This window comes from Saccharopolyspora gloriosae, from assembly GCF_014203325.1.
GTDB classification, from domain to species: domain Bacteria; phylum Actinomycetota; class Actinomycetes; order Mycobacteriales; family Pseudonocardiaceae; genus Saccharopolyspora_C; species Saccharopolyspora_C gloriosae.
The window spans coordinates 2,884,485-2,908,428 of the sequence record NZ_JACHIV010000001.1 but is presented as its reverse complement, the minus strand read 5'-3'; the positions used below and the strand labels follow the sequence as shown (position 1 = coordinate 2,908,428).

Here is a 23,944-nt window from a genome sequence, read left to right as displayed (position 1 = left end):
GTCCGTTCACTCCGCTTCCGCCGCCTCGGTGGGTGCTTGACCGCCGCGGGCTCGCCGCATAGCGTTCGCAGGAAGCACATCTGTTCACTATGCGCACGATCGGAGCGGATCGGTGGCACGCATCCTGACCCTGAGCGAGGCGATCTCGGAGCTGGTCGCCGACGGCGACTCGATCGCGCTCGAGGGCTTCACCCACCTCATCCCGGTCGCGGCCGGGCACGAGATCATCCGGCAGGGCAAGCGGGACCTCACGTTGTGCCGGATGACGCCGGACATCGTCTACGACCAGCTCATCGGCGCCGGGTGCGCTCGCAAGCTGGTGTTCTCCTGGGGCGGCAACCCCGGCGTGGGATCGCTGCACCGGTTCCGGGACGCGGTGCAGCACTCCTGGCCGCGCCCGCTGGAGATCGAGGAGCACAGCCACGCGGGCATGGCCAACCGCTACGCCGCAGGCGCCTCCGGGCTGCCGTTCGCGATCCTGCGCGGCTACACCGGCACCGACCTGCCCGCGCAGACCGACTCCATCAAGACCGTGACCTGCCCGTTCACCGGCGAGGTGCTGGCCGCGGTGCCCGCGCTGAACCCGGACGTCGGCGTCGTGCACGCCCAGCAGGCCGACCGCGAGGGCAACGTGCAGATGTGGGGCATCACCGGCGTGCAGAAGGAGGCGGTGCTCGCCTCGAAGCGATCCTTGGTGACCGTCGAGGAGATCGTCGACGAGCTCACCCCGCGTCCGGGTGCGGTCGTGCTGCCGAAGTGGGCCGTCACCGCCGTCGCCGAAGTCCCCGGCGGAGCCCACCCCTCGTACGCGCAGGGCTATTCGGAACGCGACAACTCCTACTACCGGCGCTGGGACGCCCTCTCGCGGGACCGCGCGGAGTTCGAGTCCTGGCTGAAGACCGAAGGACTCGCCGAGAGGAGCGCACGATGACCGGGACGTTCACCGCCGACGAGATGATGAGCGTCGCCGCCGCGCGCTCGCTCACCAACGGCGCCGCCTGCTTCGTCGGCATCGGCCTGCCCAGCACCGCCGCGAATTTGGCGCGGCGCACCCACGCGCCCGAGCTGGTGCTGATCTACGAATCGGGCACGCTCGGCGCCAAACCCGACCGGCTGCCGCTGTCCATCGGCGACGGCGTGCTCGCCGACACCGCCGACTCGGTGGTGAGCGTGCCGGAGATCTTCAACTACTGGCTGCAGCCCGGCCGCATCGACTTCGGCTTCCTCGGCGGCGCGCAGATCGACAAGTTCGGCAACATCAACTCGACGATCATCGGCGGGGACTACGCGGACCCGAAGGTGCGGCTGCCCGGTGCGGGCGGCGCACCGGAGATCGCCGCGTCCTGCCGCGAGGTGCTGGTGGTGATGCGCCAGAGCACCCGCAGCTTCGTGGAGTCCGTCGACTTCATCAGCTCCGTCGGCTACGGCACCGGCAAGGGCGACCGGGAACGGCTGGGCCTGCGCGGGCGCGGACCCGTGAAGGTGATCACCGACCTGGGCATCATGGAACCGGACCCCGAGACCTGCGAGCTGACGCTGACCCGGCTCAGCCCCGGCGCGGACGTCGAGCAGGTGCGCGCCGCCACCGGCTGGGACCTCGCGGTGGTCCCCGAGCCCGCGGTGCAGCAGGCTCCGAGCGAGACCGAGCTGCGGGTGCTGCGCGAGTTGAAGGCGACGATCGAAGGAGATCAGGCATGACCGAGGCCGCCTACGTCCTCGATTCGGTGCGCACCCCAGTCGGCCGCTACGGCAAGGGCCTCGCGGCGGTGCGCCCGGACGACCTCGCCGCGCACGTGGTGCGCGCCCTCGTGCGGCGCGCGCCCGGCCTGGACCCGGCGCGCGTCGAGGACGTCGCGTTCGGCAACGCCAACGGCGCCGGCGAGGACAACCGCAACGTCGCGCGGATGGCGGCGCTGCTGGCGGGCCTGCCCACGAGCGTCGCGGGCGCCACCGTCAACCGCCTGTGCGGCTCCGGGTTGGAGGCCGTGATCGGCGCGAGCCGGGCCGTGGAGACCGGGGACCAGGAGCTCGCCATCGCCGGCGGGGTCGAGTCCATGAGCCGCGCACCGTGGGTGCTGCAGAAGCCGGAGGGCGGTTTCCCGCGCGGCCACGAGACGCTGCACTCGACCACGCTGGGCTGGCGGATGACCAACCCGGAGATGCCCGAGCGGTGGACGATCGCGCTGGGCGCTTCCGCGGAGCAGCTCGCCGACCGCTACGGGCTCACCCGCGAGCAGCAGGACGAGTTCGCGGTGCGCAGCCACCGGCGCGCCGCCGCGGCGTGGGACGCGGGGGCGTTCGACCGCGAGGTGGTGGCCGTCCCGGACACCGAGCTCACCCGCGACGAGGGCGTGCGGCCGGACAGCTCCGTCGAGGCGCTGGCGAAGCTCAGGCCCGCGTTCCGCGCGGACGGTACGGTCACCGCGGGCAACTCCTCGCCGCTCAACGACGGGGCCGCCGCGCTGCTCATCGGGTCCGAGTCCGTCGCCGGTGAGCTCGGCGCGACGCCGCTGGCGCGCATCGCGGGCCGCGGGGTGGCCGGGGTCGACCCGGACGTGTTCGGCATCGGGCCGGTAGCGGCGGCGAACACCGCGCTGCGCCGCGCGGGCATCGGCTGGGGCGACCTGACGGCGGTGGAGCTCAACGAGGCGTTCGCCGCGCAGTCGCTGGCCTGCCTCGCCGAGTGGCCGGAACTGGATCCCGAGATCGTCAACGTTCAGGGCGGTGCCATCGCGCTCGGCCACCCGCTGGGGGCGTCGGGAGCGCGCATCCTGGGGTCGCTGGCCCACCAGCTGCACCGCGCCGGTGGCGGCTGGGGCCTGGCCGCCATCTGCATCGGCGTCGGGCAGGGCCTGGCCGTGGTCCTGCACGCGTGAAGGAGGAGTCGACGATGCCAGCCGAGACCACCCCGCAGCGTTCCGAGCTGCTGCTGCCCCGCTACCGGCGCGACGACGCCTCGCACCCGGCGCTGAACACGCCCGAATACCGCTCCTCGGCGTTGCGGTACCCGAAGCAGCCGCTGCAGCTGCTGCCGCAGTACCTCACCGAGGTCACCGGCCCGCTGCTCGGCCACGACCGGGTCGCCGAGACCGATCACGACCTGACGACCGGCCACGAGGGCGAACCGCTCGGCGAGCGGATCATCGTCAGCGGCCGGGTGCTCGATTCGGACGGCAAACCCGTGCCGCACACGCTGATCGAGCTGTGGCAGGCGAATTCGGCGGGCCGCTACCGGCACGCCGGCGACCGGCACCCGGCTCCGCTGGACCCGAACTTCACCGGTGTCGGGCGGGCCATGAGCGACGAGCAGGGCGAGTACCGGTTCGTCACGATCAAGCCCGGCGCCTACCCGTGGCGCAACCACGACAACGCGTGGCGGCCGGCGCACCTGCACTTCTCGTTGTTCGGGCAGGCGTTCACGCAGCGGCTGATCACCCAGATGTACTTCCCCGGCGATCCGCTGTTCCACCAGGACCCGATCTTCAACTCGGTGCGCGATCCGCGGGCGCGCGAGCGCATGATCAGCCGGTTCGACCTGGACGGCACGGTGCCGGAGTGGGCGCTGAGCTACAAGTTCGACATCGTGCTGCGCGGCAGCGCGGCCACCCCGTTCGAGGACGACGAGGAGGACGACGACTGATGGCGGATTCCGCTGAGGTCACCACGCCGTCGCAGACGGTCGGCCCCTTCTACGCGCTGCCCGACGGTCTGCTGTGGCCGGACGGCCCAGAGGTCGTCCCGGCGGGCGCGCCGGGAGCGGTGGTGGTGCGCGGCACGGTCCTCGACGGCAACGGCGATCCGGTGCCGGACGCTGTGATCGAGATCTGGCACGCCGACGAGCGCGGCAGGTTCTCGCACCCCGCGGATCCGCGCGGGGAACCGGCCTCGTTCCAGGGATTCGGTCGCTGCGGCACCGATCCCGAGGGCGGGTTCTGGTTCCGCACCGTCAAGCCGGGCCCGCTGCCGACGCCGGACGGGCGCACCGAGGCTCCGCACCTGAACGTGACGGTGCTGGCCCGCGGCATGCTCAACCGCCTGATCACCCGCGCGTACTTCCCCGACGAGGCCGCCGCGAACGAGGCCGACCCGGTGCTGTCCGAGGTGAGCCCGCAGCGCCGGGGCACGCTGGTGGCGGTGGCCGAGCCGGACGGGGTGCGCTTCGACATCCGGTTGCAGGGCGACGCCGAGACCGTCTTCTTCGAGCTCTGAGGCCGCCGTGTTCAACCCGATGTTCAGCACCTCGGACGCCGAGCGGCGCACCGGCCGCGCCGCGTGGGTGCAGGCGATGCTCGACTTCGAGGCCGCCTTGGCGCGGGCGCAGGCGCGCGCCGGGGTGATCCCGGCGGCCGCCGCCGACGAGATCGCGGCGCACTGCCGGGCGGAGGAGTTCGACCTGGATTCCGTCGCGCGGCGCGCGGTCGCTTCGGCGACGCCGGTGATCGCGCTGGTCGGCGACCTCACCGAACTGCTCGACCCCGCCGCTCGCCCCTACGTGCACGTCGGGGCGACCAGCCAGGACGTGCTGGACACGGCCGCGATGCTGGTCGTGCGCCGCACGTTGCGCGGGGTGCTGGGCGACCTGCGCGGCGCGGCGGACCGGTGCGCGCGGCTGGCCGAGCAGCACCGCGGCACGCTGATGATCGGGCGGTCGCTGCTGCAGCAGGCGCTGCCGACGACGTTCGGGCGCCGGTGCGCCGGCTGGCTCACCGCGCTCACCGAGGCCACCGCCGCACTGGACCGGGTCGTGTCGCGGCGGCTCGCGGTGCAGTTCGGCGGCCCGGCGGGCACGTTGGGGTCGCTGGGCGATCAGGGCGTGGCGGTGCTCGGACACCTCGCCGCGGAGCTCGGACTGGCCGAGCCGGTGCTGCCGTGGCACACCGACCGCACCCGAATCGGTGAGCTGGCGGGCGCGCTGGGAACGGTCTCGGGCGCGCTCGGCAAGATCGCGCTGGACGTGGAGCTGCACGCGCAGACCGAGGTCGGTGAGCTCGCCGAGGGCAGCTCCGGCGGCTCCTCGGCGATGCCGCACAAGCAGAACCCGGCCGGGTCGGTGCTGATCTCCGCCGCGACCCATCGCGTTCCGGGCCTGGTGTCGACCTTGCTCGCGGCGATGCCGCAGGCGCACGAGCGAGCGGCCGGGTCGTGGCAGGCGGAGTGGGAGCCGTTGGCGGAGCTGCTGCGGCTGGTCGCGGCTTCCGCCGCCGGGACGGAGCGGCTGCTGTCCGGTCTTCGGGTGAACACCGGGCGCATGGCGTCCAATGTGGACATCACGGCGGGTCTGGTGATGGCCGAGAGCGCGTCTTCGGCGCTGCGCGGTGAACTGGGCCGCACCGAGGCGCAACGGGTGGTGCGGGAGCTGTGCGCGCAGGTCGTCGAACGCGGCGGCACGCTGCGCGCGGCGCTGCTCGGCGACGACCGGGTGCGCGCCGCGCTGTCCGAAGCGCAGATCATCGAGGCGACCGAGCCCGGCGACCACCTGGGCGCTGCGGGCGCGTTCATCGATCGCGCGCTGGCGCTGCACGAATCGGGAGGGAATCCGCAATGACCCCGCACTACGAACTCGCCGGCCCCGAAGGTGCAGAGGTGGTCGTGCTGTCGAACTCGCTGGGCACCGACCTCGGCCTGTGGGACGCGCAGCTGCCCGCGCTGGCGGAGCGCTTCCGGGTGCTGCGCTACGACCAGCGCGGCCACGGCCGCACCCCCGCCGCGCCCGGCCGCTACGACCTGGCCGACCTCGGCGGCGACGTCCTGGAACTGCTCGACCACCTCGACGTGGAGCGGGCGCACTTCGCCGGGGTGTCGCTGGGCGGCATGACCGGCATGTGGCTGGCCGAGCACGCCCCGCAGCGCCTGGACCGGCTCGCGCTGATCTGCACCTCCGCCGAGCTCACCCCGCGCCAGGCGTGGCGCGACCGCGCCGCGCAGGCCCGGCGCGACGGCACGGCGTCCATGGTGGACGGATCGCTCGGCCGCTGGTTCACGCCCGCGCTGGCCACCGACCCGGACGTCGTGGCCCGCTTCGGCGGCGCGCTCGCGGCCTGCGACGACGAGGGGTACGCGAGTTGCGCGGAGGCCATCGCGGAGCTGGACCTCGTCGACGGGCTCCCGCGCATCACCGCGCCGACGCTGGTCATCGCCGGTCGCGACGATCCGGCCACTCCCCCGCCGCACGCGGAGCGCATCGGCGCCGCGGTGCCCGGCGCGCGGGTGGAAGTGCTGACCGACGCCTCCCACCTGGCCAACGTCGAACGCGCCGAGACCGTGAACCGCCTGCTGCTGCACCACTTCACGCGGAGCCTGCACGAGTCCTCCCACGACGCCCCCTGATCAGCACCACCATTGATCTTGCCGACGTCAAGTGAGCGGCGTAGGCGGCGAGAACAACAGGTACACCGCGGGTTCGCGGCGACGACGGCACTGTCCCGCGTGGCGGAGCCACTCGAAAAACGATCCGACAGCGAGAAGGCGGCCGAGGTTCCACCACCCGACCCCCGAAGCAGAACGAGACGACGACGGGACTGCACAGATGACCGACGACACCACCCGGCACCAGCGAGGAATGGCGGTGCGCCGGGACGTGCTCGGCGACGCGCACGTCGACCGCGCGGTGGCGAACACGACGGAGTTCACCGCGGGGTTCCAGGACTTCATCACCCGCTACGCGTGGGGCGAGTTGTGGACCGGCGAGGGCGTTGCGCGCCCGACCCGCAGCTGCCTGACGCTCGCGATCCTCGCGGCGACCGGCTGCGAGGAGGAGTTCGCGATGCACGTGCGCGCCGCCCGCCGCAACGGCGTGTCGCAGGAGGAGATCCGCGAAGTCCTCATGCACGTGGCCGTCTACGCCGGGGTGCCGAAGGCGAACCGCGCCTTCGCGCTCGCCCGCGACGTGCTGGCCGCGGAGGAATCCGCCGGGTGAGCCGACGCGGACGCCTGATCGCCGCCGGTCAGCGCGCGGCGGCGTGGGGACGGGTACCGGGGTGGTCCGTCCGGTATGCAACGGTGGTGCCGGGACGGCGGCGTCCGGCCACACCGGATGAGCGAGGAGAGCGATGGAACCGGCTTCGGAATCGAGCGGCTACGTGCAGTCGCTGGCGCGCGGCCTCGCGGTGATCCGCGCCTTCGACGAGTCCCGGCCGGAGATGACGCTCAGCGACGTCGCCCGCGCCACCGACCTGTCCCGCGCCGCGGCCCGCCGCTTCCTGCACACCCTGGTGCAGCTCGGCTACGTGTGGACCGACGGCCGGGTGTTCGCGCTGACCCCGCGCGTGCTGGAGCTCGGTTTCGCGTACCTGTCGAGCGTGTCGCTGCCGGAGATCGCGCAGCCCCACCTGGAGCGGCTGGTCTCGCGGGTGCACGAATCGGCGTCGGTGTCCGTGCTCGACGGCGAGGACATCGTCTACATCGCCCGGGTTCCGACCAGCCGCATCATGACCGTCTCGATCAACATCGGCACCCGGTTCCCCGCCTACGCCACCTCGATGGGGCGGGTGCTGCTGGCGCACCTGCCCGCGGAGCGGCTCGACGAGTTCCTGGCGGGGGTGCGGCTCGATCCGCTCGGCCCGCACACCGTCGGCAGCGCCGAGCAGCTGCGCGCCGAGCTCACCCGCATCCGGGAGCAGGGCTGGGCGCTGGTCGACCAGGAGCTGGAGGCCGGGCTGCGCTCGATCGCGGCGCCGATCCGGGACCGCTCGGACCAGGTGGTCGCGGCGGCGAACATCTCCTCGCACGCCAGCCGCACCACCGGCGAGCAGGCGCGGGAGAACCTGCTGCCCGCGCTGCTGGAGACCGCCGAGGCGATTCGCGCGGACCTGCGCGTGGCGCCCCGCTCGGCGTCGGCCGCGCGCTGATCCTGCGCTGAGGGCCGCTCCCCCGAGTGCCCTTCGACCCGGCTGGGTCCGGCCTCCGCCGAGATACCGGTACGATACCGGTATCAGCGCGACCGGAGCGAGGGAGGACGTCTTGGCCGAGCCGCCCGCTTCCCGCGACGACCGGGTCTCCGGCGACGACCAGTGCGACGCGCTCGACGTGATCGAGTTCCAGACCGCGGTGCTGGTGCGGAACCTGGAGATGCTGTGCCGCCGCGGCGACCTCTACCAGGAGGTGGACCGCGCCGGGTATCTGCTGCTGCGGACCCTGATCGCGCGCGGCCCGCAGGACATCACCTGCCTGGCCGCCGCGCTCGGCCTCGACCCGTCGACGACCGGCAGACAGGTGCTGGCGGCCCAGCGGTCCGGGTGCGTCACCCGCACACCCTGCGAGGCCGATCGGCGCCGCTCGATCGTGCACATCACCGAACAGGGCGCCGCAGCCGTCGACGCCGTGCACGCCCGCCGCCGAGCGGGCACCGCGGCCATGCTCACCGGCTGGAGCGAGCAGGACCTGCGGACGCTGTCCGACATGGTCACCCGCTACAACCAGGCCATCGCCGACGAATTCCTCGACACCGACCCGCCCGGAGGGGCTTCGTGACCACACCGCACGTCCCGCTCAACGTCCTCGACCTCGTGTCCGTCAGCGACGGTTCCACGATGGCCGACGCGATCGCCTCGTCCATGGCGGCGGCCGAGCTAGCCGACGAGCTCGGCTACTCGCGGGTCTGGTACGCCGAGCACCACAACACGCAGTACCTCGGCGCCACCGCCACCGCCCTGCTCATCGCCCAGGCCGCGGGCCGCACCGAGCGGATCCGCGTCGGGTCCGGCGGCATCATGCTGCCCAACCACGCGCCGCTGCAGGTCGCGGAGTCGTTCGGCACTCTCGCCCAGTTGCACCCCGGCCGCATCGACCTCGGCCTGGGTCGCGCGCCCGGCACCGACCAGCTCACCGCGCAGCTGCTCAACCGCTCCGGCTCGGACGCGCAGAGCTTCGCGAACTCCCTCTACGACCTCACCGGCTGGTTCGGCGACGAAGGCCGCGCGCACAGCGCCCCCGTCACGGCCGGCCCCGCCACCGGTACGCACGTGCCGCTGTGGGTGCTCGGGTCGACAGTGAACGGCGCGTCCATCGCCGGGCAGCTGGGGCTGCCGTTCGCGGTGGCCTCGCACTTCGCCCCGGCGGGTCTCGACGAGATCCTGGACGTCTACCGCTCGTCGTTCTCCACCGAGGCCCCCACCGCGCAGCTCACCGAACCGCGCGTGATGGTCGGCGTCAACGTCGTCGTCGCCCCCACCGACGAGGAGGCCACGCGGCTGTGGACCACCGCGCAGCGCATGTTCCTCGACGTGCGCAGCGGAAACCGCCGCGGCCTGCAGCCGCCGACGGAACCAGAGGAGGTCGGCGGCGAGCACGAGCGCCGCTTCGCGGACTCGATGCTGAGCATCAACGCGATCGGCTCCCCGGCGACGGCGGTGCGCGAACTTGAGGCGCTGGTCGACCGCACCGGAGCGGACGAGCTCATCACCGTCACCTACTGCCACGACCCGGCCGACCGGCTCCGCTCCCTGAAACTCCTCGCGGGCTCCTGGTTCTGAGGCCCTTCGACCTGCTCGACGGGCCGGGCCGCTCAGTCCAGGCGGAGCACGTCGGCCAGGACCGTGCCCGGAGCCGGGAGGCGAGCGGGGGCTGGGCTGTCGTGGACGACGAGGACGTCGCCGTCGGGTAGCACGGTGATGCCTTCGGGGTGGTCGTCGCCCTCGCCGAAGGGCAGGTCGGCTTCGCGGACCAGTTCCGCGCCGCGCACCACGTCGGGGGCGTCGAGGGTCGCCGCGCCGGGCCAGCGGTACAGGCGCACCGGGCCGTCCAGCGCCATCGACGGCCCGGCCAGCACCAGCAGGTCGTCGCCGTGCGGGCACAGGTCGCGCACTCCGAGGCCGTCGAGGTCGAGGAAGTGCTTGGCGTAGCGGCGCGAACCGTCGACCTTGCGCAGCACCAGCTCCCCGTCGTCCTCGCGCGGAGCGAGCCGCAGCACCACGGCCCATCCGCGCAGGACCGGTCCGCGCAGGCCGAGGAAGACCCGTTCCGCTCCGGGTTCGCCGTGCACGGCGATGCCCTCGACGTCGAAACCGTTGTCCTTGCCGGGAATCGCGAGGAACGGGCCCAGGTGCGGATCATCGGCGAGCAGGTCCCGCAGTCCCGGTTCACCGAGCGCGGCGCTGCGCTCGCCGTGCGGGCCGCGGCGCATCGGGACGCCGTCGGCGGACAGCGCGACCCGGGCGAGGACCCGGCGGCTCGGCTCCGCCGACACCGTCGCCAGGCGCTTGGCGGCCTTCGCGTCCGAGTGGTGCGCCTTGGGCTTCTTGCGCTTGGCGCTGTGCGAACCGATCGCCCACAGGAACGGACCGCTGCGCGCCAAGCCCTCGATGTCGATCTCGTCGTCGGCCGAGCCGGGCAGCTCCAGCACCTCGGTCAGGTTGAACGAGGTGTGTTCGGCGTACTCCACCTCCCGGGCTCCGGTGCGCGTGAACCGTTCGACCGTGGAGGTCTCGTCGCCGCCGACCCACAGGTGCCTGCCGTCGGTGCGGACCGCGGACAGGTTGACGTGCGTCTCCGCGCGCACGGCGTCCGCGTGGAAGCGCAGTGCGGCCGAACGTGTGATGCCCATGGTTCTTTGTACACCGGACCTCACCCGTTCAGCGCAGCGACCGGTGGGCCGGATTTCGGCTGCGGGCCGGGGAAATCATGCCGGACCGCCACTTCGGACGAACTCGCTCACTCCGGGCGAATCGCGTCACGCGCCGGCTCACCCGCGCTTGGGCAGCACCGAGTCGGCGACGATCGCGCCCGGATGCCGGATCACCGTCGCCGCCAGCTCCTGCGCCCGCCGCGCGGCCTCCACCGGTTCGGCACCGGTGAGCCTGCCCGCCAGGTACGCGGCGTCGAACGCGTCCCCGGCCGCGGTGGAGTCCACGACGGTCTCCACCGGCACCGCGGGCAACCGGACGACCCGGTCCCCGTCGAGCACCGCGCAGCCCCGCGCGCCGTCCTTCACCGCGATGTCGGGCACGCCCGCCGCGCGCAGGCGTTGCACGGTGGACTCCACGTCGGCGTCGGCGAACAACGCCTGCTCGTCGGAGAAGGTGGGCAGCGCGATCGACGTCAGCTCCCACAGCTGCCGCACGTGCTCGGCGGCCTCCGCAGCGTCGCGCCAGCCCGCCGGGCGGTAGTTGCTGTCGAACGCCACCCGGCCACCGCCGTCGCGGAACCGCACCAGCGCGGCGCCCAACCGCTTGCGGGCACGGGGCGTGAGGATCTGCAGGCTGATCGCCGACAGGTACACCACGTCGTAGTCGCCGAACTCAGGTTCCGCGCCGGAGTCCTCGTCGAACAGACCGCGCGCCGCCGACTGCGAGCGGTAGTAGGTGAACGAGCGCTCCCCGTGCTCGTCGGTGCGCACCAGGTACAGGCCGGGCTGGGCCGCGGGCACGCGGCCGATCCGGTCGGTGCCGAGCCCTTCCGCGCGCATCGCCGCCAGGATCCGGTCGCTGTAGTGGTCGTCGCCGAGCAGCGTCGCGTAGTCCACCCGCAGCCGATCCGGCGCGGTGACCCGGGACAGGTAGGTCGCGGTGTTGAACGTGTCGCCCGCGCAGCCCATCGACAACGCGTCCGCACCCCGGTGGGTGAGCTCGATCATGCACTCGCCGATCGCCAAAACCCGGATCACGCCCGGTCCTCCCTGTCGTACTCCGCCCCGGCGGACACCGGGGCGGTCCACGCGATTCTCCCGCGAGGGCGCCGCGTGCTCACCAGTCGTGCATCGAGCCGTCGCGCAGGCGGTTCACCGGCAGGTACTTCGGTTCGTACGGGTAGCGGGCGGCGGCCTCCTCGTCGATCTCCACGCCGAGGCCCGGCGCGTCGCCCGGATGCATGTACCCGTCCCGGAAGGCGTAGTTCGTCTTGAAAACCTCGCTCGCCGGTTCCAGGTGACCCATGTACTCCTGGATTCCGAAGTTCGGCACCGTGATGTCCAAGTGCAGCGCGGCGGCGAACGAGATCGGCGAGAGGTCGCCCGCGCCGTGCGACCCGGTCCGCACCCCGTGCAGCGCGGCGAGGTCGAACACCTTGCGCAGGTGCGTGATGCCGCCGGTGTGCGACACGGAGGTCCGGATGTAGTCGATCAGCCGCTCGGTGATCAGGTGCTGGCAGTCCCAGATGGAGTTGAACACCTCGCCCACCGCGACGGGAGTGGTGGTGTGCTGCCGGATCGTGCGGAACGCCTCCTGGTCCTCCGCCGGGGTGGGGTCCTCGATCCAGAACATCCGGTAGGGCTCCAGCGACTTGCCCAGCTGCGCCGCCTCCAGCGGGGACAGCCGGTGGTGCACGTCGTGCAGCAGGTGGAAGTCGTAGCCGAACCGCTCGCGCACCGCCCGCATCAGCTCCGGCGCGAATTCCAGGTAGGCCGGGGTGTGCCAGACGTTGTCCGAGGGCATCGCGGCGTCGGCCGGTTCGTAGGTCGCACCGGTGCCCGGGTGGTGCAGCCCGTAGGTGCTCTCCAGCCCGGGGATCGCGGCCTGCACGCGGATCGCCCGGTAGCCCTGCTCGCGGTAGGCGGCCACGTCGTCGAGCAGCTCGTCCACGCTCTGCCCGCTGGCGTGGCCGTAGATCAACACCCCGTCGCGGGCGGCGCCGCCGAGCAGCCGGTGCACCGGCAGGCCCGCCTCCTTGCCGAGGATGTCCCACAGCGCGCAGTCCACGGCGGCGATCGCGGTCATCGTGACCGGGCCGCGGCGCCAGTACGCCCCGCGGTAGAGGTACTGCCAGATGTCGTTGATGTGCGCCGAATCCCGGCCGATCAGCAGCGGGCACACGTGGTCGCGCAGGTACGACGCCACGGCGAGCTCGCGGCCGTTGAGCGTGGCGTCGCCGAGTCCCGTCACCCCGTCCGCGGTGGTGATCTTCAGAGTGACGTAGTTGCGGCCGGGGCAGGTCACGATGACTTCGGCTGCGGTGATCCTCATGCGGACTCCTCGGACAGGACGGCGATCTTCAAGTGGTCTCGTTCGGTCAGGGCGGTCTGCAGCGCGCGGTCGGCCTGCTCCAGCGGGAACCGCCCGGTCACCATGCGTGCCAGGTCGACCCGGCCCGAGCGCAGCAGCGACACGGCGGTCCGGAACGCGCCGGGGCCGTAGCGGAAGCAGCCGCGCACGTCGATCTCCCAGCGCTGCGCCGCCGCGAGCAGGTCGGACGCGGCGGGACGGGCGGCGGGGATGCCGACGAGGGCCACCGCTCCGCCTGGCACCAGCGCCGCCAGGTTCACCGCCTCCGGCGCCCCGGAGCACTCCAGCTGCCGGTCGAAGCTCCCCGCTTCGGGCTGCTCGGCGGTGGTGTCGAGGACGTCGTCGGCTCCGGCACCGGCTGCCGTCGCGAGCCGCCGCGCGTCCACGTCGGTGAGCACGATGCGCGCCGCGCCCGCCGCCCGTGCCGCCGCCACGGCCAGCTGACCGATCGGCCCCGCCCCGGTGACCAGCACCGATGATCCGCTGAGCACCTCGGCGCGGCGCACCGCCCAGCACGCCACGGCCAGCGGCTCGACCAGCGCGGACACCGCCGGGTCGATCTCGGTGGGCACCGGGTGCACCAGTTCCGCGTCCACGACCAGGGTGCCGCGGAGGGTGCCGTGCACCGGTGGTGAGCCGAAGCAGCGTCCCGACGGGCACAGGTTGTACCGGCCGGCCGCGCAGGTCGGGCAGCGGCGGCACGGCCGGGCGGGTTCGACGGCGACGGTCCTGCCGAGCAGGTCCGGGTCGGCGCCGTCGCCGAGTTCGGTGACCACGCCGGACGCCTCGTGCCCGAGCACGGTCGGGCTGCGCAGCACGTTCGGCCCGTTGCGGCCCTCGGCGTAGTAGTGCAGGTCACTGCCGCACAGCCCGGTCGCGCGCACGGCGACCCGCACGGCCCCCGGCCGCAACGGCTCCGCTTCGACCTCGTCGACGCGCAGGTCGCGCACCCCGTGCAGGACGGCCGCTCGTTCGCTCACCGGGTGATCCTTTCTCGATTTCCGCTGCACCACAACGAATCCTGCTGCCGCAGCAGCCCGTAGTCCGCCACGCGGCTCATTCGGCCGCTACCCGCACCGGCAGCGGTTCGACCTTGCGGATGAGCACGCCGTAGGAGAACGCGCCGATCAGTCCCAGCGCCCCCGACAGCACCAGCGGGGCGACGAAGGATCCGCCGGTGGCGGTCTGCAGCACGCCGGTGACGATCGGGCCGATGAACCCGGCGATGTTCGAGGCGCAGTTCTGGATGCCCGCCAGCGAGGAGACCTGGCCGGGCTGCGGCGCGACGTCGGCGGGCAGCGAGGCCACCGAGGCGGCGCTGAACGCGAGGCTCGCGTACGAGACCGACAGCAGCACCACGGCCATCGCCGCGTTCGGCACCACGACCGCCAGCGCGATCACCGAGCTCAGCAGCATGCCGGGGATGAGGCAGGTCTTGCGTGCCTTGGTGAGGCTCCAGCCCCGCCGCACCAAGGAGTCCGACACCCAGCCGCCGAGCAGGCTGCCGCCGATGGCCACCACGCCGGGGACGGCGCCGACCGTGCCCAGTTCGAGCAGGTCGAAGCCGCGCGCCTGCACCAGGTAGCTGGGGAACCAGGTGATGAAGAAGAAGATGATGTAGTTCAGGCAGAAGAAGCCCAGCATCATCGCCCACACCGTCCGGTAGCGGAACAGGTCCCGCCAGCGGACCTTCGCCCCGCTGTCCGAAGTGGACTCCTCGCGAGCGCCGCCCGCCCTGATGTAGGCGAGTTCCTGCTCGGTGACCCGCGGGTGGTCCTCCGGCTCGTGGTAGGCCCGCCACCACCACACCGCCCACAGCAACGCCAGCACGCCGACCACGAGGAACGCGGCCCGCCAGCCCTCCCACGCGATGATCGCGGTGACCACCGGCAGCGCGATCGCGGTGCCCGCCCGCGCCCCGTTGTCCCAGATGCTGTTGGCGAACGCCCGCTCCTGGCGCGGGAACCAGCGGGAGACGACCTTCGCCGAACCCGGGTAGCCGGTGGACTCGCCGATGCCCAGCAGGAACCGGAACACCAGCAGCGCGAGCAGTCCGGTGACCAGGCCGGTCAACATCGTCGCCACGCCCCACACCAGCGCGCCCAGCGCGAAGGAGCGCTTCGCGCCGATCCGGTCGATGAGCACCCCGGCGGGCAGCTGGAAACCGGCGTAGGCCAGGAAGAACGTGCCGAGGATCAGGCCTTGCACGCTCGGGTCGAAACCGAGGTCGTCGTTCATCGAGGGCAGCGCCACGCTCAGCGCGGAGCGGTCGATGTAGTTGACCGACAGGCCGACGAAGCACAGCAGCGCCATGCCCCAGCGCAGGTTGTTCGCGCGCCCCTTCGGACGGGTCGCCCCGTCCGCGGCCTCGGATCGCACGGCCATCGCTCCTCCTTGAGCCGAGCCGCCTCCGCTCTCGGGGCGCGACCCGACCGAGGGGTCGTTCCGGTATGCGGAATGACGTTCTGATTTAATGAACGGTAGCGTAAGGGGACGATCACCGGAAAATCAACGCCCGGCCCCTCCACGTCCGAAGACCCCCACATCCGAAGGCGGTGCACCATGACCTCCGGCGCCAGCGAAGGCAGCGCGCTGCGGACCCTGCGCGTGCTCGAAGCGGTGGCCCGGCCCGGCGGCCCGCACCGCCTCGGGGAGATCTCCGCCGCGACCGGCATCGCCAAACCGAGCACCCACCGCATCCTCGGCGGACTCACCGGCTCCGGCTACGTCGTCGGCGATGGCGACGGCGCCTACGGGCTCGGCCCCCGCAGCTACGCGCTGTCGGCCACCATCGCCTCGGCCGAGGACACCGGCGGGGACACCGTGCTGCGGCGCTTCCAGTCCGAGGTCGACCAGACGGTGCACGTCGCGCTGCGCAGCGGCGATCACGCGATCTACGTGCGCAAGGTCGACAGCGAAGGCCCGTACCGGATGGCCTCCCGGATCGGTGGCGTGCTGCCGCTGCACTGCACCGCGATCGGCAAGGCGGTCCTGGCACACCTGCCGGACGAGGAGCGCGCGGGCCTGCTGCGCGGCCTGCCCGCGCGCACCGAGCGCACGCTCACCGATCCGGCGGCGCTGGAACGGGAACTCGCCCAGGTCCGCGCCGACGGCTACGCCCTCGACGACGAGGAGAACGAGCCGACGATCCGCTGCATGGCCGCGCCGCTGCTGGATCGCGACGGGCGCCCCGTCGGAGGCGTGAGCATCTCGACGATCACCTTCCAGACGCCCAAGGAAGCTCTGCTGGTCCACTCCGCGCGGCTCGTCGAGACCGCGGCGCTGCTGGCTCCCCTCTACACCTGACGAGCGGTTCACGCTCCGCAGCGGCGCGGGTTTCGGCACCGCTCGGCACCGAACTCCCGCGTTCTGGACGAATCCGCCGCTTTCGGGAGAACAGCGCGGAATTCCGGCGCACCCGGCGCCGATGCGGCGATCGCTCGCAGCCGGATCGAAACCCTCCGGCAACCTCGGCGGTAGTACGCTCGGTGACCACATCGGCGAACACGGATCAAGGCGGGTCTTCCGCTCCCCGCACCGCATCGCGACGGCGGAGCACCCGGTCGGACCCGCGCCCCGCCGCTCCGGTGATCACTCGATCCGGTGAGGCCGGGAACCGGGTGGGACGGGGCCGAGTCAGAACCTGTTGCCGCTCGGTGAAGGGAGTCAGGTCAGTGGATCAAGTCCGCGCCCGGTTGCGCGGCGGGCCCGAGGACGGCCGCGAGGTCAGCGTTCCCGCCGACCACACCGGTCACCCCGTTCCGCGCATCACCGTGCCCGTGCGCCCGCAGTCCCCGCCGCGCTGCGCCGCCGGACCGCCGCCGCTGCTGATCTACGAGCGGTCCGGCTCGCACAGCACCGGCACCTGGGACTTCGACTACGTCGGGGCCGAATCCCAGAACTGAGCCCTACCGCCGCTCACCTCCCCGACCGCCCACCTCGCGCCACATCGGGTACAGCTCCGGACCGCCGGGGAGCTCGATCGGGCCACCGAGGTCCGCGAACCCGAGCCGCGAGTACAGCGCACGGCTCGCGAGGCTGCTCGCCTCCAGGTACGTCGGCAGCCCGGCGCGGTCGTACTCCCGCAGGCTCGCCGCGAGCGCCGCCGTGCCGACTCCGGTGCGCTGGTGGTCCGGCACCACCCCGATCAGCGACAGGTACCAGTGCGCTTCCAGCGGATGCCGCGCACCGGTGAGCTCGCCGAGCGCGCCGATGCGGTCGAGGAACGGTGCCGCCGACTCGGCCATCCGCCGCTCACCCTCCTCGTCGAGCATCCGCGGCGGCTCCCCCTCGGTGCCGCGCAACCACACCTCCACGACGGGCCCGGCGGCCTTCACCGCGCCCACGCGGTCGGCGTGCTCGACGACCAGGTCGAACCAGTCGAGGTAGACCTGCTCGCGCGCGTCCGCGTCCGGCACCAGCCAGCGCGACACCGCGTCGTCGACGAACGCGCTGACCAGCGTCCTGGCCCGCACGTCGGTTTCAGCCTGCATCGATGAGCTCCTCAGAACGACGGATGGTGATCGATCGCGCGCCCATCCCGATGCGCGCGTAGGAATCCGGGTACCGGGCCCGCAGCACCGCGCCCCAGCCGAGTCCGGCCAGCACCACCGCCAGGTAGGCGCCCGGCAGCACCCAGGCCGCCGGGTCGCCGGGCGGCACTCCCAGCACGGTGCCGAACGAGCGGATCGTCAGGAACAGGACGCCGCCGAGCACCAGCGCGGCCGAGCCCGGCGCCAGCAGCGTCCGCCAGATCCCGTGCCCCGGCGCGGGCACCCGCAGGAAGTAGCCGACGACCGCCATCGAGGTCGCCGTGACCAGCAGCAGCACGCCCAGCGCACCGCCCGAGGCACCCCAGAAGAACAAGTAGGTCACCGGGTCCCAGCCCGTCACCGCGAACAGCCCGACTACCAGCACCGTGAGCGCCGATTGGGCCAGCGAACCCGCGAGCGGCGCCGAGGTGCGGCTGCTGGTGGCGGCCAGCGCGCGCGGCCCGATGCCTTCGCGACCGAGCGCGAAGAAGTAGCGGGCGCACACGTGGTGGAACGACAGCATGCCCGCGAACAGGCTCGTCACGTACAGCGCGGATCCGGTCGTCACCAACCCGGCGGGCAACCGGTCCGAAGCGAGCGCGAACAGCAGCTCCGTGGAGTGCTCCTCGGCCTGCGCCACGATGTGCTCCGGCCCGGTGGCGACGGTCATCGCCCAGGTCGAGAACCCGTAGAGCCCGCCGATCACGACCAGCGAGAGGTAGGTCGCGCGGCTGACCGTGCGGGGATCGCGCGCCTCCTCTGCCAGCACGGTCGAGTTCTCGAAGCCGATGAACCCGGTGAACGCGATCACCAGGATCACCCCGGCCGCGCCGGTGCCAAGCTGCGCCGGGTTCAGCGTCGTCAGCGAGACCCCCGGCTCGGCCGGGTCGGTGAGGAACGCGAAGTCGTAGAACAGGATCACGGCGATCTCGGCGATCAGCAGCACGCCCAGGACCCGGCCGTTGACGTCGATGCGCAGCAACCCCAGCAGCCCGACCATGCCCAGTCCGAGACCGGCGAACAGCCACCACGGCAGGTCCGGTCCGCCCACCTGGCGCAGGAAATCCGCCGCCCCCACCCCGAATCCGCCGATGAGGCTGATCTGGACCATGGTGTAGGCGAGCACCGCCACCCCGCCCGCGGCGGTGCCGGGGACCCGGCCGAGCCCTTTGGCGATGTAGGCGTAGAAGGCGCCCGCGTTCTCCACGTGCCGGGCCATCGTCACGTACCCGACGGCGAACAGGCCGAGCACCAGGGCGACGGCCAAGTACCCCACCGGAATCCCGTTGACGCCGGAGACGGCGAACCCGCTCACCGCTCCCCCGCCGACCACGGTTTCGGGTGCCGCGGCGGCGACGGTGAAGAAGATGATCGACCACGTCCCCAGGCGGGAGGCGGCGAGCGAGTTCGACACCGGTCCGGTGCGGTGCGGAACCTCCACCGTTCTGGAGGTCTTGGACGACGGCACGCGCGTACTTCCCCTCGTTGTGCGATGTTCCGCGGGCGGTGGTCACCGGCGCGGGGTCATGGCCCACTGCTCGCGGGCCGCGGTCACCTCGGCCACGACCGTGCGCAGCCCGCCGGGCAGCCGCGGCAGCCAGTCCTCGGAGCGCCGCTCCGCCTGCCGCAGCACCGGCCGGGACAACCCCAGCCGCCCGGTGACGCCGGTGCCGGTGGCCAGCAGCGCCAGCGCCACCTCGGCCTTCGCCTCCGGGACGGTGATCATCCCGGAGCGGGTGGCCGCCGATTCGGCGTGCGCGAACAGGTCCACGAGGTCCTCCACCGGTGTTCGGTGGTCCAGCGAGCCGGTGCGCCAGGCGACCGCGGGTCCGCCGCGCCACCCGGCGGAGACCGGGACTTCCCGCACCACGTCGGTGATGGTGAGCCTCGCGCGGACCTTCTCCGTCGCGGTGCGCGCGAGGTAGCGGATCCAGGTGCGCACGGCGTGGTCCGGTTCGTTCCGGATCTCGCGCAGCACCGACCAGGACAGAAAGTCGGGCGGCATTCCCTTGCCCGCGGGGCGCACCGTCGGCTCGACCCCGATCTCGTCCTCCAGCAGGAGCTCGACCAGCAGTCCGCCCGCGCAGCCCAGCGCCACCAGCGCCGGATCGACCCGCGCGGTGAGCCGGTCCGCGCCGGCGTGGGCGGCGAGGAAGTAGCGGTCGGCCAGCCGCAGCGGGATGCGGCCGGTGCGGGTCGGCCGCTCCCGCGCCACCTGCTCGCCGCGCACGGCCGGTGGATCCGGCCGATCAGCCGGCTCCTCGGCGGTGACCAGGTTGTTCCGGGGCAGGCGGCGGCCCCGGCGGCCGTTCACGGCCCCTCCGTTGATCGACATGAGCACCCCAGTGAACTCGGCTCCCCCGGAAGCGCAGGCGGCTCGCGGTTGATCGCGCTGCGTTTCCAACCTTGGACACAGAGTAATCCTTCCCGCCTCGTTGCAAGATCCTCCAGAAGCGCGAAATCGACTGTGATCAAGCCGACCGCGCTTCGCTCGATCGAGTGGTCATTCCGGTTGGAGCACCCGAAAGCACTTGACGCACAAGGGTTTTGGGCCTCATCGGACGGCGAACCGAGGTGCCGCGAGCCGGACTCCGCGACCGCCGCCGGCTCGCGCCGCGGAGATCGACCGACTTCCGCGGGGAACACCCGGCGCGGGCGGCGTGTTTGACTTCGAGTTAACGCGAAGTCGCAGGATCGACGCCGGACACCGCACCACCGGAACCGGCACACCCCGCGCGGGGCCGCCCCGAACCGGTCGCCGCGCCGGCCCGCCACCGAACCGGGCCGCTCACCGAGAGGAACCACCACCATGACCCCCACCGGCGTCAGCTGGGAGACGATGCGCTCCTTCGCCAGCGACGAGTCGGTGACCCGCCAGCGCCTCGCGCGCGGCCTCACCCGGCGGATCATGCGCTACGCCCGGCCCTACCTGCGGGACATCGTCCCGTTCCTGGTGCTGGTCGCCCTGGCCGCGGTGCTCGGCATCGTGACCCCGCTGCTGTTCAAAGCGATCATCGACAACGGCATCCTGCCCCGCGACATGGGCGTGGTCGTCTGGTTGTCGCTGGCCGTCGCCCTGGTGGCCGTGCTCGAAGCGGCGCTGTCGCTGCTGCAGCGCTGGTACTCGGCGCGGCTCGGGGAAGGCCTGATCTACGACCTGCGCTCCGAGGTCTTCGACCACGTGCAGCGGATGCCCGTCGCGTTCTTCGTGCGGGCCCAGACCGGTTCCCTGGTCAGCAGGCTCAACACCGACGTCATCGGCGCGCAGCGCGCCCTGACCAGCACCTTGTCCTCGGTCGTGTCGAACGTGCTGAGCCTGGTGCTGGTGCTGGCCACCATGTTCACGCTGTCCTGGCAGATCACGCTGATCGCGCTGGCGCTGCTGCCCGCCTTCCTGCTGCCGGTGCGCTGGGTCGGCCGGAAGCTGCAGCGCATCACGCGCGAGCAGATGAAGACCGACGCCGAGATGAGCTCCCTGATGACCGAGCGGTTCGGGGTGGGCGGCGCGATGCTCGCCAAGCTCTACGGCCGCACCGACGAGGAGGCCGGGTTGTTCTCCTCGCGGGCCGCGCGGGTCCGCGACCTGGGCGTCGTGTCGGCGATGTACAGCCGGGTGTTCTTCGTGGCGCTGACGCTGCTGGCCTCGCTGGCGACGGCCGTGGTGTACGGGCTCGGCGGCGGCCTGGTGGTGTCCGGGGCGTTCGAGCTCGGCACGCTCGTCGCGCTGGCCACGCTGCTGAGCAGGCTCTACGGCCCGCTGACCGCGCTGTCCAACGTGCACGTGGACGTGATGACGGCGCTGGTGAGCTTCGACCGCGTCTTCGAGGTGCTGGACCTGCGGCCGATGATCGAGGAGAAGCCGGACGCGGTGGAGCTCGGCGCCCGCTCCGAGCCCGCCGCCGTCGAGTTCGCCGACGTCTCGTTCCGCTACCCCGCCTCCAGCGAGGTCTCGCTGGCCTCGCTGGAATCCGTCGCCCGCCCGGAGAACGCGCCGGCGCACGACGTGCTGCACGACATCACCTTCCGCGCCGAGCCGGGCCAGACCATCGCGCTGGTCGGGCATTCCGGCGCGGGCAAGACGACGATCACGAACCTCGCCGGACGCCTCTACGACGTGGACGCGGGCGCCATCCGCATCGCCGGGCACGACGTGCGCGACGTGACGCTGCGCTCGCTGTACTCCACGGTCGGCGTCGTCACCCAGGACCCGCACCTGTTCCACGACACGATCCGCGCGAACCTGTCCTACGCGCGGCCGGGTCTCTCCGACGACGATCTGATCGCGGCGTTGCGCACGGCGCAGCTCCAGGACCTGGTGGACGAGCTGCCGGACGGGCTCGACACGGTCGTCGGCGACCGCGGCTACCGGCTCTCCGGCGGGGAGAAGCAGCGCCTGGCGATCGCCCGGCTGCTGCTGAAGGCCCCGCCGGTGGTGGTGCTCGACGAGGCCACCGCGCACCTCGACTCGGAGTCGGAGGCCGCCGTGCAGCAGGCCCTGTCCACGGCGCTGGCCGGGCGCACGGCGCTGGTCATCGCGCACCGGCTCTCGACGATCCGGGAGGCGGACCGCATTCTGGTGATCTCCGGCGGCACCATCGCCGAGCAGGGCACCCACCAGGACCTGCTCAGCCGAGGCGGTCTCTACGCCGAGCTCTACCGCACCCAGTTCGCCCAGCAGCCCGACGCCACCGAGAACGGCCAGCGCTCAGCAGAACCCGCAGCACCGATCCGCTGACCGGGCGGGCTCAGCCGACCCGCACGGCTCGGCTGAGCCCGCTCGATCCTGGAAGGCGGCCTGCACCTCACGGCGAGGGCGGAGCGTTGGCCGGAGGTCGCTGAAGCGTCGCTCGCGACCCGCTACCGCTGCGCGCAGCGATCCCGTCGATCACGACGGGGCCGACTTCGGCATCGCCGGGTGACTACCGGAAGAGCGTTGGCGCGCAGGGTGATCGGCCGTGCGATTGACGCCGGACGAACCCCTGGATCCTCGATCAAGGGCGATCTACCTCGCTCGCACCGGCGACCGCGAACGTTCGGCCTGGCCGCGTTCGCCGCACTGCCGGACCTCACCAGCAGGTCACCTGAGCAACGCGCCCAGCCCGATCACTCCGTCAGCGGACGAGTGCCCATCCGGCCGTCCGGGTCGATCTTGCGGAGCATGGCTCCGCAGATCTCGCCCATCTGCTGGACCTGGGTGCTGGTGAGCGCGTCCAGGACGAGGTCCCGCACTCGGTCGACGTGGCCGGGAGCGGCTTCGACGACCTTGCGGTATCCGGCGTCGGTGAGTTCGGCGAGGTTGCTGCGGCCGTCGCGGTCGGAGCGGGCGCGGCGCACCCATCCGTTCTTCTCCAGCCGGGCCACCACGTGCGAGACCCGCGAGGGCGAGGCGCTGGCGCGGGCGGCGAGGTCGCTCATCCGCAGCGAGCGCTCGGGCCGTTCGGAGAGCATCGCCATCACCCAGTAGCCGAAGTGGGTCAGGTCCGAGTCGCGCTGGAGCTGCGCGTCCAGGGCGGGCGGCAGCAAGGTCATGAGCATCGCGAGCTGGCGCCACGCCTTCTGCTCGTCCTCGCTCAACCACCTCGGCTCGTCCATCCGGCCAGTCTAACCGGACAACTTGAAGCGTCATGCACCTTTGCCTAGGCTGTTATTTGAAGCTTCAAGCATGGAGGCAGCGATGACCACCCCGCACGCCGAGCGGATGCCGGCGCTCTACCTCAGCCACGGCGCCCCACCCCTCGTCGACGACGAACTGTGGACCTCGCAGCTCGCCGCCTGGGCGGATGAACTGCCGCGCCCGCGGGCGATCCTGATGGTCTCCGCGCACTGGGAGTCCGCGCCGCTGATGCTCGGCGCCACCGACACCGGCGTGCCGCTGACCTACGACTTCGGCGGGTTCGCCGAGCGCTACTTCCGCACCCGGTACCGCAGCCCCGGCGCGCCCGAACTCGCCGCGAAGGTCGCCGCGCTGATGCCGGACACCGAACCCGTCGCGCACCAGCCGAACCGGGGGCTCGACCACGGCGCGTACGTGCCGCTCACGGTGATGTACCCGGATGCGGACGTCCCCGTGCTGCAGATGTCGCTGCCGACCCTGGCGCCGGCGAAGCTGCTGGAACTGGGCAGGCGGCTGCGGCCGCTGCGCGACGAGGGCGTGCTGATCATCGGCTCCGGGTTCACCACGCACGGCCTGCCGTTCCTCACCGAGTGGCACCCGAACGCCGCGGCTCCCGGCTGGTCGCAGGAGTTCGACCTGTGGGCCGGGGAGGCGCTCTCCCGCGGCGACGTCGACGAGCTGGCGGCGTACGCCGACCGCGCCCCCGGCATGCCCTACGCGCACCCGACCGCCGAGCACTTCGCCCCGATGTTCGTCACCCTCGGCGCCGCGACCGGCCAGGACGTCCCGCCGAACCAGACCATCGACGGCTACTGGATGGGCTTGGCGAAGCGCTCCTTCCAGGTCGCGTGACCCCGAGGGGCCGA

At 72.5% G+C, this 23,944-nt stretch carries 24 protein-coding genes; 15 read left to right on the top strand and 9 right to left on the bottom strand.

Going from position 1 to position 23,944, the window contains the following annotated elements; all coding sequences use genetic code 11:
• Positions 1–112: 112 nt before the first annotated feature.
• The 11 genes from BJ969_RS12870 (at position 113) to BJ969_RS12820 (ending at position 9,470) form a co-directional block, all read left to right on the top strand.
• The gene (locus tag BJ969_RS12870; protein WP_184479174.1) at positions 113–931 is read left to right on the top strand and encodes a CoA-transferase; all 819 of its coding nucleotides are present in this window, start codon (positions 113–115) and stop codon (positions 929–931) included.
• Complete coding sequence (locus BJ969_RS12865) at positions 928–1,698, top strand: CoA-transferase subunit beta (protein ID WP_184479173.1); 771 nt, start codon at positions 928–930, stop codon at positions 1,696–1,698. Before BJ969_RS12870 ends, BJ969_RS12865 begins: the two co-directional genes overlap by 4 nt.
• On the top strand, positions 1,695–2,876 hold the full coding sequence (locus BJ969_RS12860) for a thiolase family protein (protein ID WP_184479172.1): 1,182 nt from the start codon (positions 1,695–1,697) through the stop codon (positions 2,874–2,876). The genes BJ969_RS12865 and BJ969_RS12860 overlap by 4 nt, the downstream gene beginning before the upstream one ends.
• A 14-nt stretch (positions 2,877–2,890) precedes the next feature.
• On the top strand, positions 2,891–3,640 hold the full coding sequence (gene pcaH / locus BJ969_RS12855; RefSeq protein WP_184479171.1) for a protocatechuate 3,4-dioxygenase subunit beta: 750 nt from the start codon (positions 2,891–2,893) through the stop codon (positions 3,638–3,640).
• A complete protein-coding gene (pcaG, locus tag BJ969_RS12850; protein ID WP_184479170.1) occupies positions 3,640–4,209 on the top strand; it encodes a protocatechuate 3,4-dioxygenase subunit alpha in 570 nt (189 codons plus the stop codon). The genes pcaH and pcaG overlap by 1 nt, the downstream gene beginning before the upstream one ends.
• A gap of 19 nt (positions 4,210–4,228) precedes the next feature.
• Positions 4,229–5,545: a 3-carboxy-cis,cis-muconate cycloisomerase gene (pcaB, locus tag BJ969_RS12845; RefSeq protein ID WP_184479169.1), complete on the top strand. Its 1,317-nt coding sequence runs from the start codon at positions 4,229–4,231 to the stop codon at positions 5,543–5,545.
• On the top strand, positions 5,542–6,327 hold the full coding sequence (gene pcaD / locus BJ969_RS12840) for a 3-oxoadipate enol-lactonase (RefSeq protein WP_184479168.1): 786 nt from the start codon (positions 5,542–5,544) through the stop codon (positions 6,325–6,327). The genes pcaB and pcaD overlap by 4 nt, the downstream gene beginning before the upstream one ends.
• 199 nt (positions 6,328–6,526) lie before the next feature.
• Complete coding sequence (gene pcaC / locus BJ969_RS12835; RefSeq protein ID WP_184479167.1) at positions 6,527–6,916, top strand: 4-carboxymuconolactone decarboxylase; 390 nt, start codon at positions 6,527–6,529, stop codon at positions 6,914–6,916.
• 133 nt (positions 6,917–7,049) lie between these two features.
• Positions 7,050–7,847 carry an IclR family transcriptional regulator gene (locus tag BJ969_RS12830; protein WP_184479166.1) on the top strand — a complete coding sequence of 266 codons (798 nt, stop codon included), beginning with the start codon at positions 7,050–7,052 and terminating at the stop codon, positions 7,845–7,847.
• Positions 7,848–7,959: 112 nt separating this feature from the next.
• The gene (locus tag BJ969_RS12825) at positions 7,960–8,469 is read left to right on the top strand and encodes a MarR family winged helix-turn-helix transcriptional regulator (protein ID WP_221315804.1); all 510 of its coding nucleotides are present in this window, start codon (positions 7,960–7,962) and stop codon (positions 8,467–8,469) included.
• The gene (locus BJ969_RS12820) at positions 8,466–9,470 is read left to right on the top strand and encodes an MsnO8 family LLM class oxidoreductase (RefSeq protein WP_221315803.1); all 1,005 of its coding nucleotides are present in this window, start codon (positions 8,466–8,468) and stop codon (positions 9,468–9,470) included. The genes BJ969_RS12825 and BJ969_RS12820 overlap by 4 nt, the downstream gene beginning before the upstream one ends.
• Positions 9,471–9,502: 32 nt before the next feature.
• Here BJ969_RS12820 and BJ969_RS12815 read toward each other — a convergent pair whose 3' ends face one another.
• The 5 genes from BJ969_RS12815 to BJ969_RS12795 form a co-directional block, all read right to left on the bottom strand.
• The gene (locus BJ969_RS12815) at positions 9,503–10,540 is read right to left on the bottom strand and encodes a DUF3616 domain-containing protein (RefSeq protein ID WP_184479165.1); all 1,038 of its coding nucleotides are present in this window, start codon (positions 10,538–10,540) and stop codon (positions 9,503–9,505) included.
• Between the two features lie 138 nt (positions 10,541–10,678).
• Positions 10,679–11,599, bottom strand: coding sequence for a PfkB family carbohydrate kinase (locus BJ969_RS12810; protein WP_184479164.1), 921 nt, complete (start codon positions 11,597–11,599; stop codon positions 10,679–10,681).
• Between the two features lie 79 nt (positions 11,600–11,678).
• Entirely contained in the window at positions 11,679–12,893 is a 1,215-nt protein-coding gene (gene manD, locus BJ969_RS12805) for a D-mannonate dehydratase ManD (RefSeq protein ID WP_184479163.1), read from the bottom strand.
• Entirely contained in the window at positions 12,890–13,912 is a 1,023-nt protein-coding gene (locus BJ969_RS12800; protein ID WP_184479162.1) for an alcohol dehydrogenase catalytic domain-containing protein, read from the bottom strand. Before BJ969_RS12800 ends, manD begins: the two co-directional genes overlap by 4 nt.
• A gap of 76 nt (positions 13,913–13,988) precedes the next feature.
• Positions 13,989–15,317 carry an MFS transporter gene (locus tag BJ969_RS12795; protein ID WP_184479161.1) on the bottom strand — a complete coding sequence of 443 codons (1,329 nt, stop codon included), beginning with the start codon at positions 15,315–15,317 and terminating at the stop codon, positions 13,989–13,991.
• Between the two features lie 177 nt (positions 15,318–15,494).
• Here BJ969_RS12795 and BJ969_RS12790 point away from each other — a divergent pair, with 177 nt between their 5' ends.
• Positions 15,495–16,238: an IclR family transcriptional regulator gene (locus BJ969_RS12790; protein WP_184479160.1), complete on the top strand. Its 744-nt coding sequence runs from the start codon at positions 15,495–15,497 to the stop codon at positions 16,236–16,238.
• A 368-nt stretch (positions 16,239–16,606) separates the two neighbouring features.
• Positions 16,607–16,837 carry a hypothetical protein gene (locus tag BJ969_RS12785; RefSeq protein ID WP_184479159.1) on the top strand — a complete coding sequence of 77 codons (231 nt, stop codon included), beginning with the start codon at positions 16,607–16,609 and terminating at the stop codon, positions 16,835–16,837.
• Positions 16,838–16,840: 3 nt separating this feature from the next.
• Here BJ969_RS12785 and BJ969_RS12780 read toward each other — a convergent pair whose 3' ends face one another.
• The 3 genes from BJ969_RS12780 to BJ969_RS12770 are packed head-to-tail and all read right to left on the bottom strand — an operon-like array spanning position 16,841 to position 19,799.
• On the bottom strand, positions 16,841–17,425 hold the full coding sequence (locus tag BJ969_RS12780) for a GNAT family N-acetyltransferase (RefSeq protein ID WP_184479158.1): 585 nt from the start codon (positions 17,423–17,425) through the stop codon (positions 16,841–16,843).
• Positions 17,415–18,932: an APC family permease gene (locus BJ969_RS12775; protein WP_343071367.1), complete on the bottom strand. Its 1,518-nt coding sequence runs from the start codon at positions 18,930–18,932 to the stop codon at positions 17,415–17,417. Before BJ969_RS12775 ends, BJ969_RS12780 begins: the two co-directional genes overlap by 11 nt.
• Positions 18,933–18,974: 42 nt before the next feature.
• Positions 18,975–19,799: a GPP34 family phosphoprotein gene (locus tag BJ969_RS12770; RefSeq protein ID WP_184479157.1), complete on the bottom strand. Its 825-nt coding sequence runs from the start codon at positions 19,797–19,799 to the stop codon at positions 18,975–18,977.
• Positions 19,800–20,273: 474 nt separating this feature from the next.
• Between BJ969_RS12770 and BJ969_RS12765 the strand changes: the two genes are divergently transcribed.
• A complete protein-coding gene (locus tag BJ969_RS12765) occupies positions 20,274–22,199 on the top strand; it encodes an ABC transporter ATP-binding protein (protein WP_184479156.1) in 1,926 nt (641 codons plus the stop codon).
• Between the two features lie 368 nt (positions 22,200–22,567).
• On the opposite strand, the gene BJ969_RS12760 is transcribed toward BJ969_RS12765, so the two are convergent.
• Positions 22,568–23,056 carry a MarR family winged helix-turn-helix transcriptional regulator gene (locus tag BJ969_RS12760; protein ID WP_184479155.1) on the bottom strand — a complete coding sequence of 163 codons (489 nt, stop codon included), beginning with the start codon at positions 23,054–23,056 and terminating at the stop codon, positions 22,568–22,570.
• A gap of 82 nt (positions 23,057–23,138) precedes the next feature.
• On the opposite strand from BJ969_RS12760, the gene BJ969_RS12755 reads away from it, so the two are divergent.
• Positions 23,139–23,930, top strand: coding sequence for a dioxygenase family protein (locus BJ969_RS12755; RefSeq protein WP_184479154.1), 792 nt, complete (start codon positions 23,139–23,141; stop codon positions 23,928–23,930).
• The last annotated feature ends 14 nt before the right edge of the window (positions 23,931–23,944 follow it).

What these genes read in the sequence shown, in the direction of transcription:
- BJ969_RS12815 (WP_184479165.1), bottom strand. Translation starts at nt 10,540, where the DNA reads ATGGGCATCACACGTTCGGCCGCACTGCGCTTCCACGCGGACGCCGTG.
- BJ969_RS12760 (WP_184479155.1), bottom strand. Translation starts at nt 23,056, where the DNA reads ATGGACGAGCCGAGGTGGTTGAGCGAGGACGAGCAGAAGGCGTGGCGC.
- BJ969_RS12770 (WP_184479157.1), bottom strand. Translation starts at nt 19,799, where the DNA reads ATGTCGATCAACGGAGGGGCCGTGAACGGCCGCCGGGGCCGCCGCCTG.
- BJ969_RS12790 (WP_184479160.1), top strand. Translation starts at nt 15,495, where the DNA reads ATGACCTCCGGCGCCAGCGAAGGCAGCGCGCTGCGGACCCTGCGCGTG.
- BJ969_RS12765 (WP_184479156.1), top strand. Translation starts at nt 20,274, where the DNA reads ATGACCCCCACCGGCGTCAGCTGGGAGACGATGCGCTCCTTCGCCAGC.
- BJ969_RS12830 (WP_184479166.1), top strand. Translation starts at nt 7,050, where the DNA reads ATGGAACCGGCTTCGGAATCGAGCGGCTACGTGCAGTCGCTGGCGCGC.
- pcaH (WP_184479171.1), top strand. Translation starts at nt 2,891, where the DNA reads ATGCCAGCCGAGACCACCCCGCAGCGTTCCGAGCTGCTGCTGCCCCGC.
- pcaD (WP_184479168.1), top strand. Translation starts at nt 5,542, where the DNA reads ATGACCCCGCACTACGAACTCGCCGGCCCCGAAGGTGCAGAGGTGGTC.
- BJ969_RS12865 (WP_184479173.1), top strand. Translation starts at nt 928, where the DNA reads ATGACCGGGACGTTCACCGCCGACGAGATGATGAGCGTCGCCGCCGCG.
- pcaB (WP_184479169.1), top strand. Translation starts at nt 4,229, where the DNA reads ATGTTCAGCACCTCGGACGCCGAGCGGCGCACCGGCCGCGCCGCGTGG.
- manD (WP_184479163.1), bottom strand. Translation starts at nt 12,893, where the DNA reads ATGAGGATCACCGCAGCCGAAGTCATCGTGACCTGCCCCGGCCGCAAC.
- BJ969_RS12755 (WP_184479154.1), top strand. Translation starts at nt 23,139, where the DNA reads ATGACCACCCCGCACGCCGAGCGGATGCCGGCGCTCTACCTCAGCCAC.
- BJ969_RS12860 (WP_184479172.1), top strand. Translation starts at nt 1,695, where the DNA reads ATGACCGAGGCCGCCTACGTCCTCGATTCGGTGCGCACCCCAGTCGGC.
- BJ969_RS12780 (WP_184479158.1), bottom strand. Translation starts at nt 17,425, where the DNA reads ATGCAGGCTGAAACCGACGTGCGGGCCAGGACGCTGGTCAGCGCGTTC.
- pcaG (WP_184479170.1), top strand. Translation starts at nt 3,640, where the DNA reads ATGGCGGATTCCGCTGAGGTCACCACGCCGTCGCAGACGGTCGGCCCC.
- BJ969_RS12795 (WP_184479161.1), bottom strand. Translation starts at nt 15,317, where the DNA reads ATGGCCGTGCGATCCGAGGCCGCGGACGGGGCGACCCGTCCGAAGGGG.
- pcaC (WP_184479167.1), top strand. Translation starts at nt 6,527, where the DNA reads ATGACCGACGACACCACCCGGCACCAGCGAGGAATGGCGGTGCGCCGG.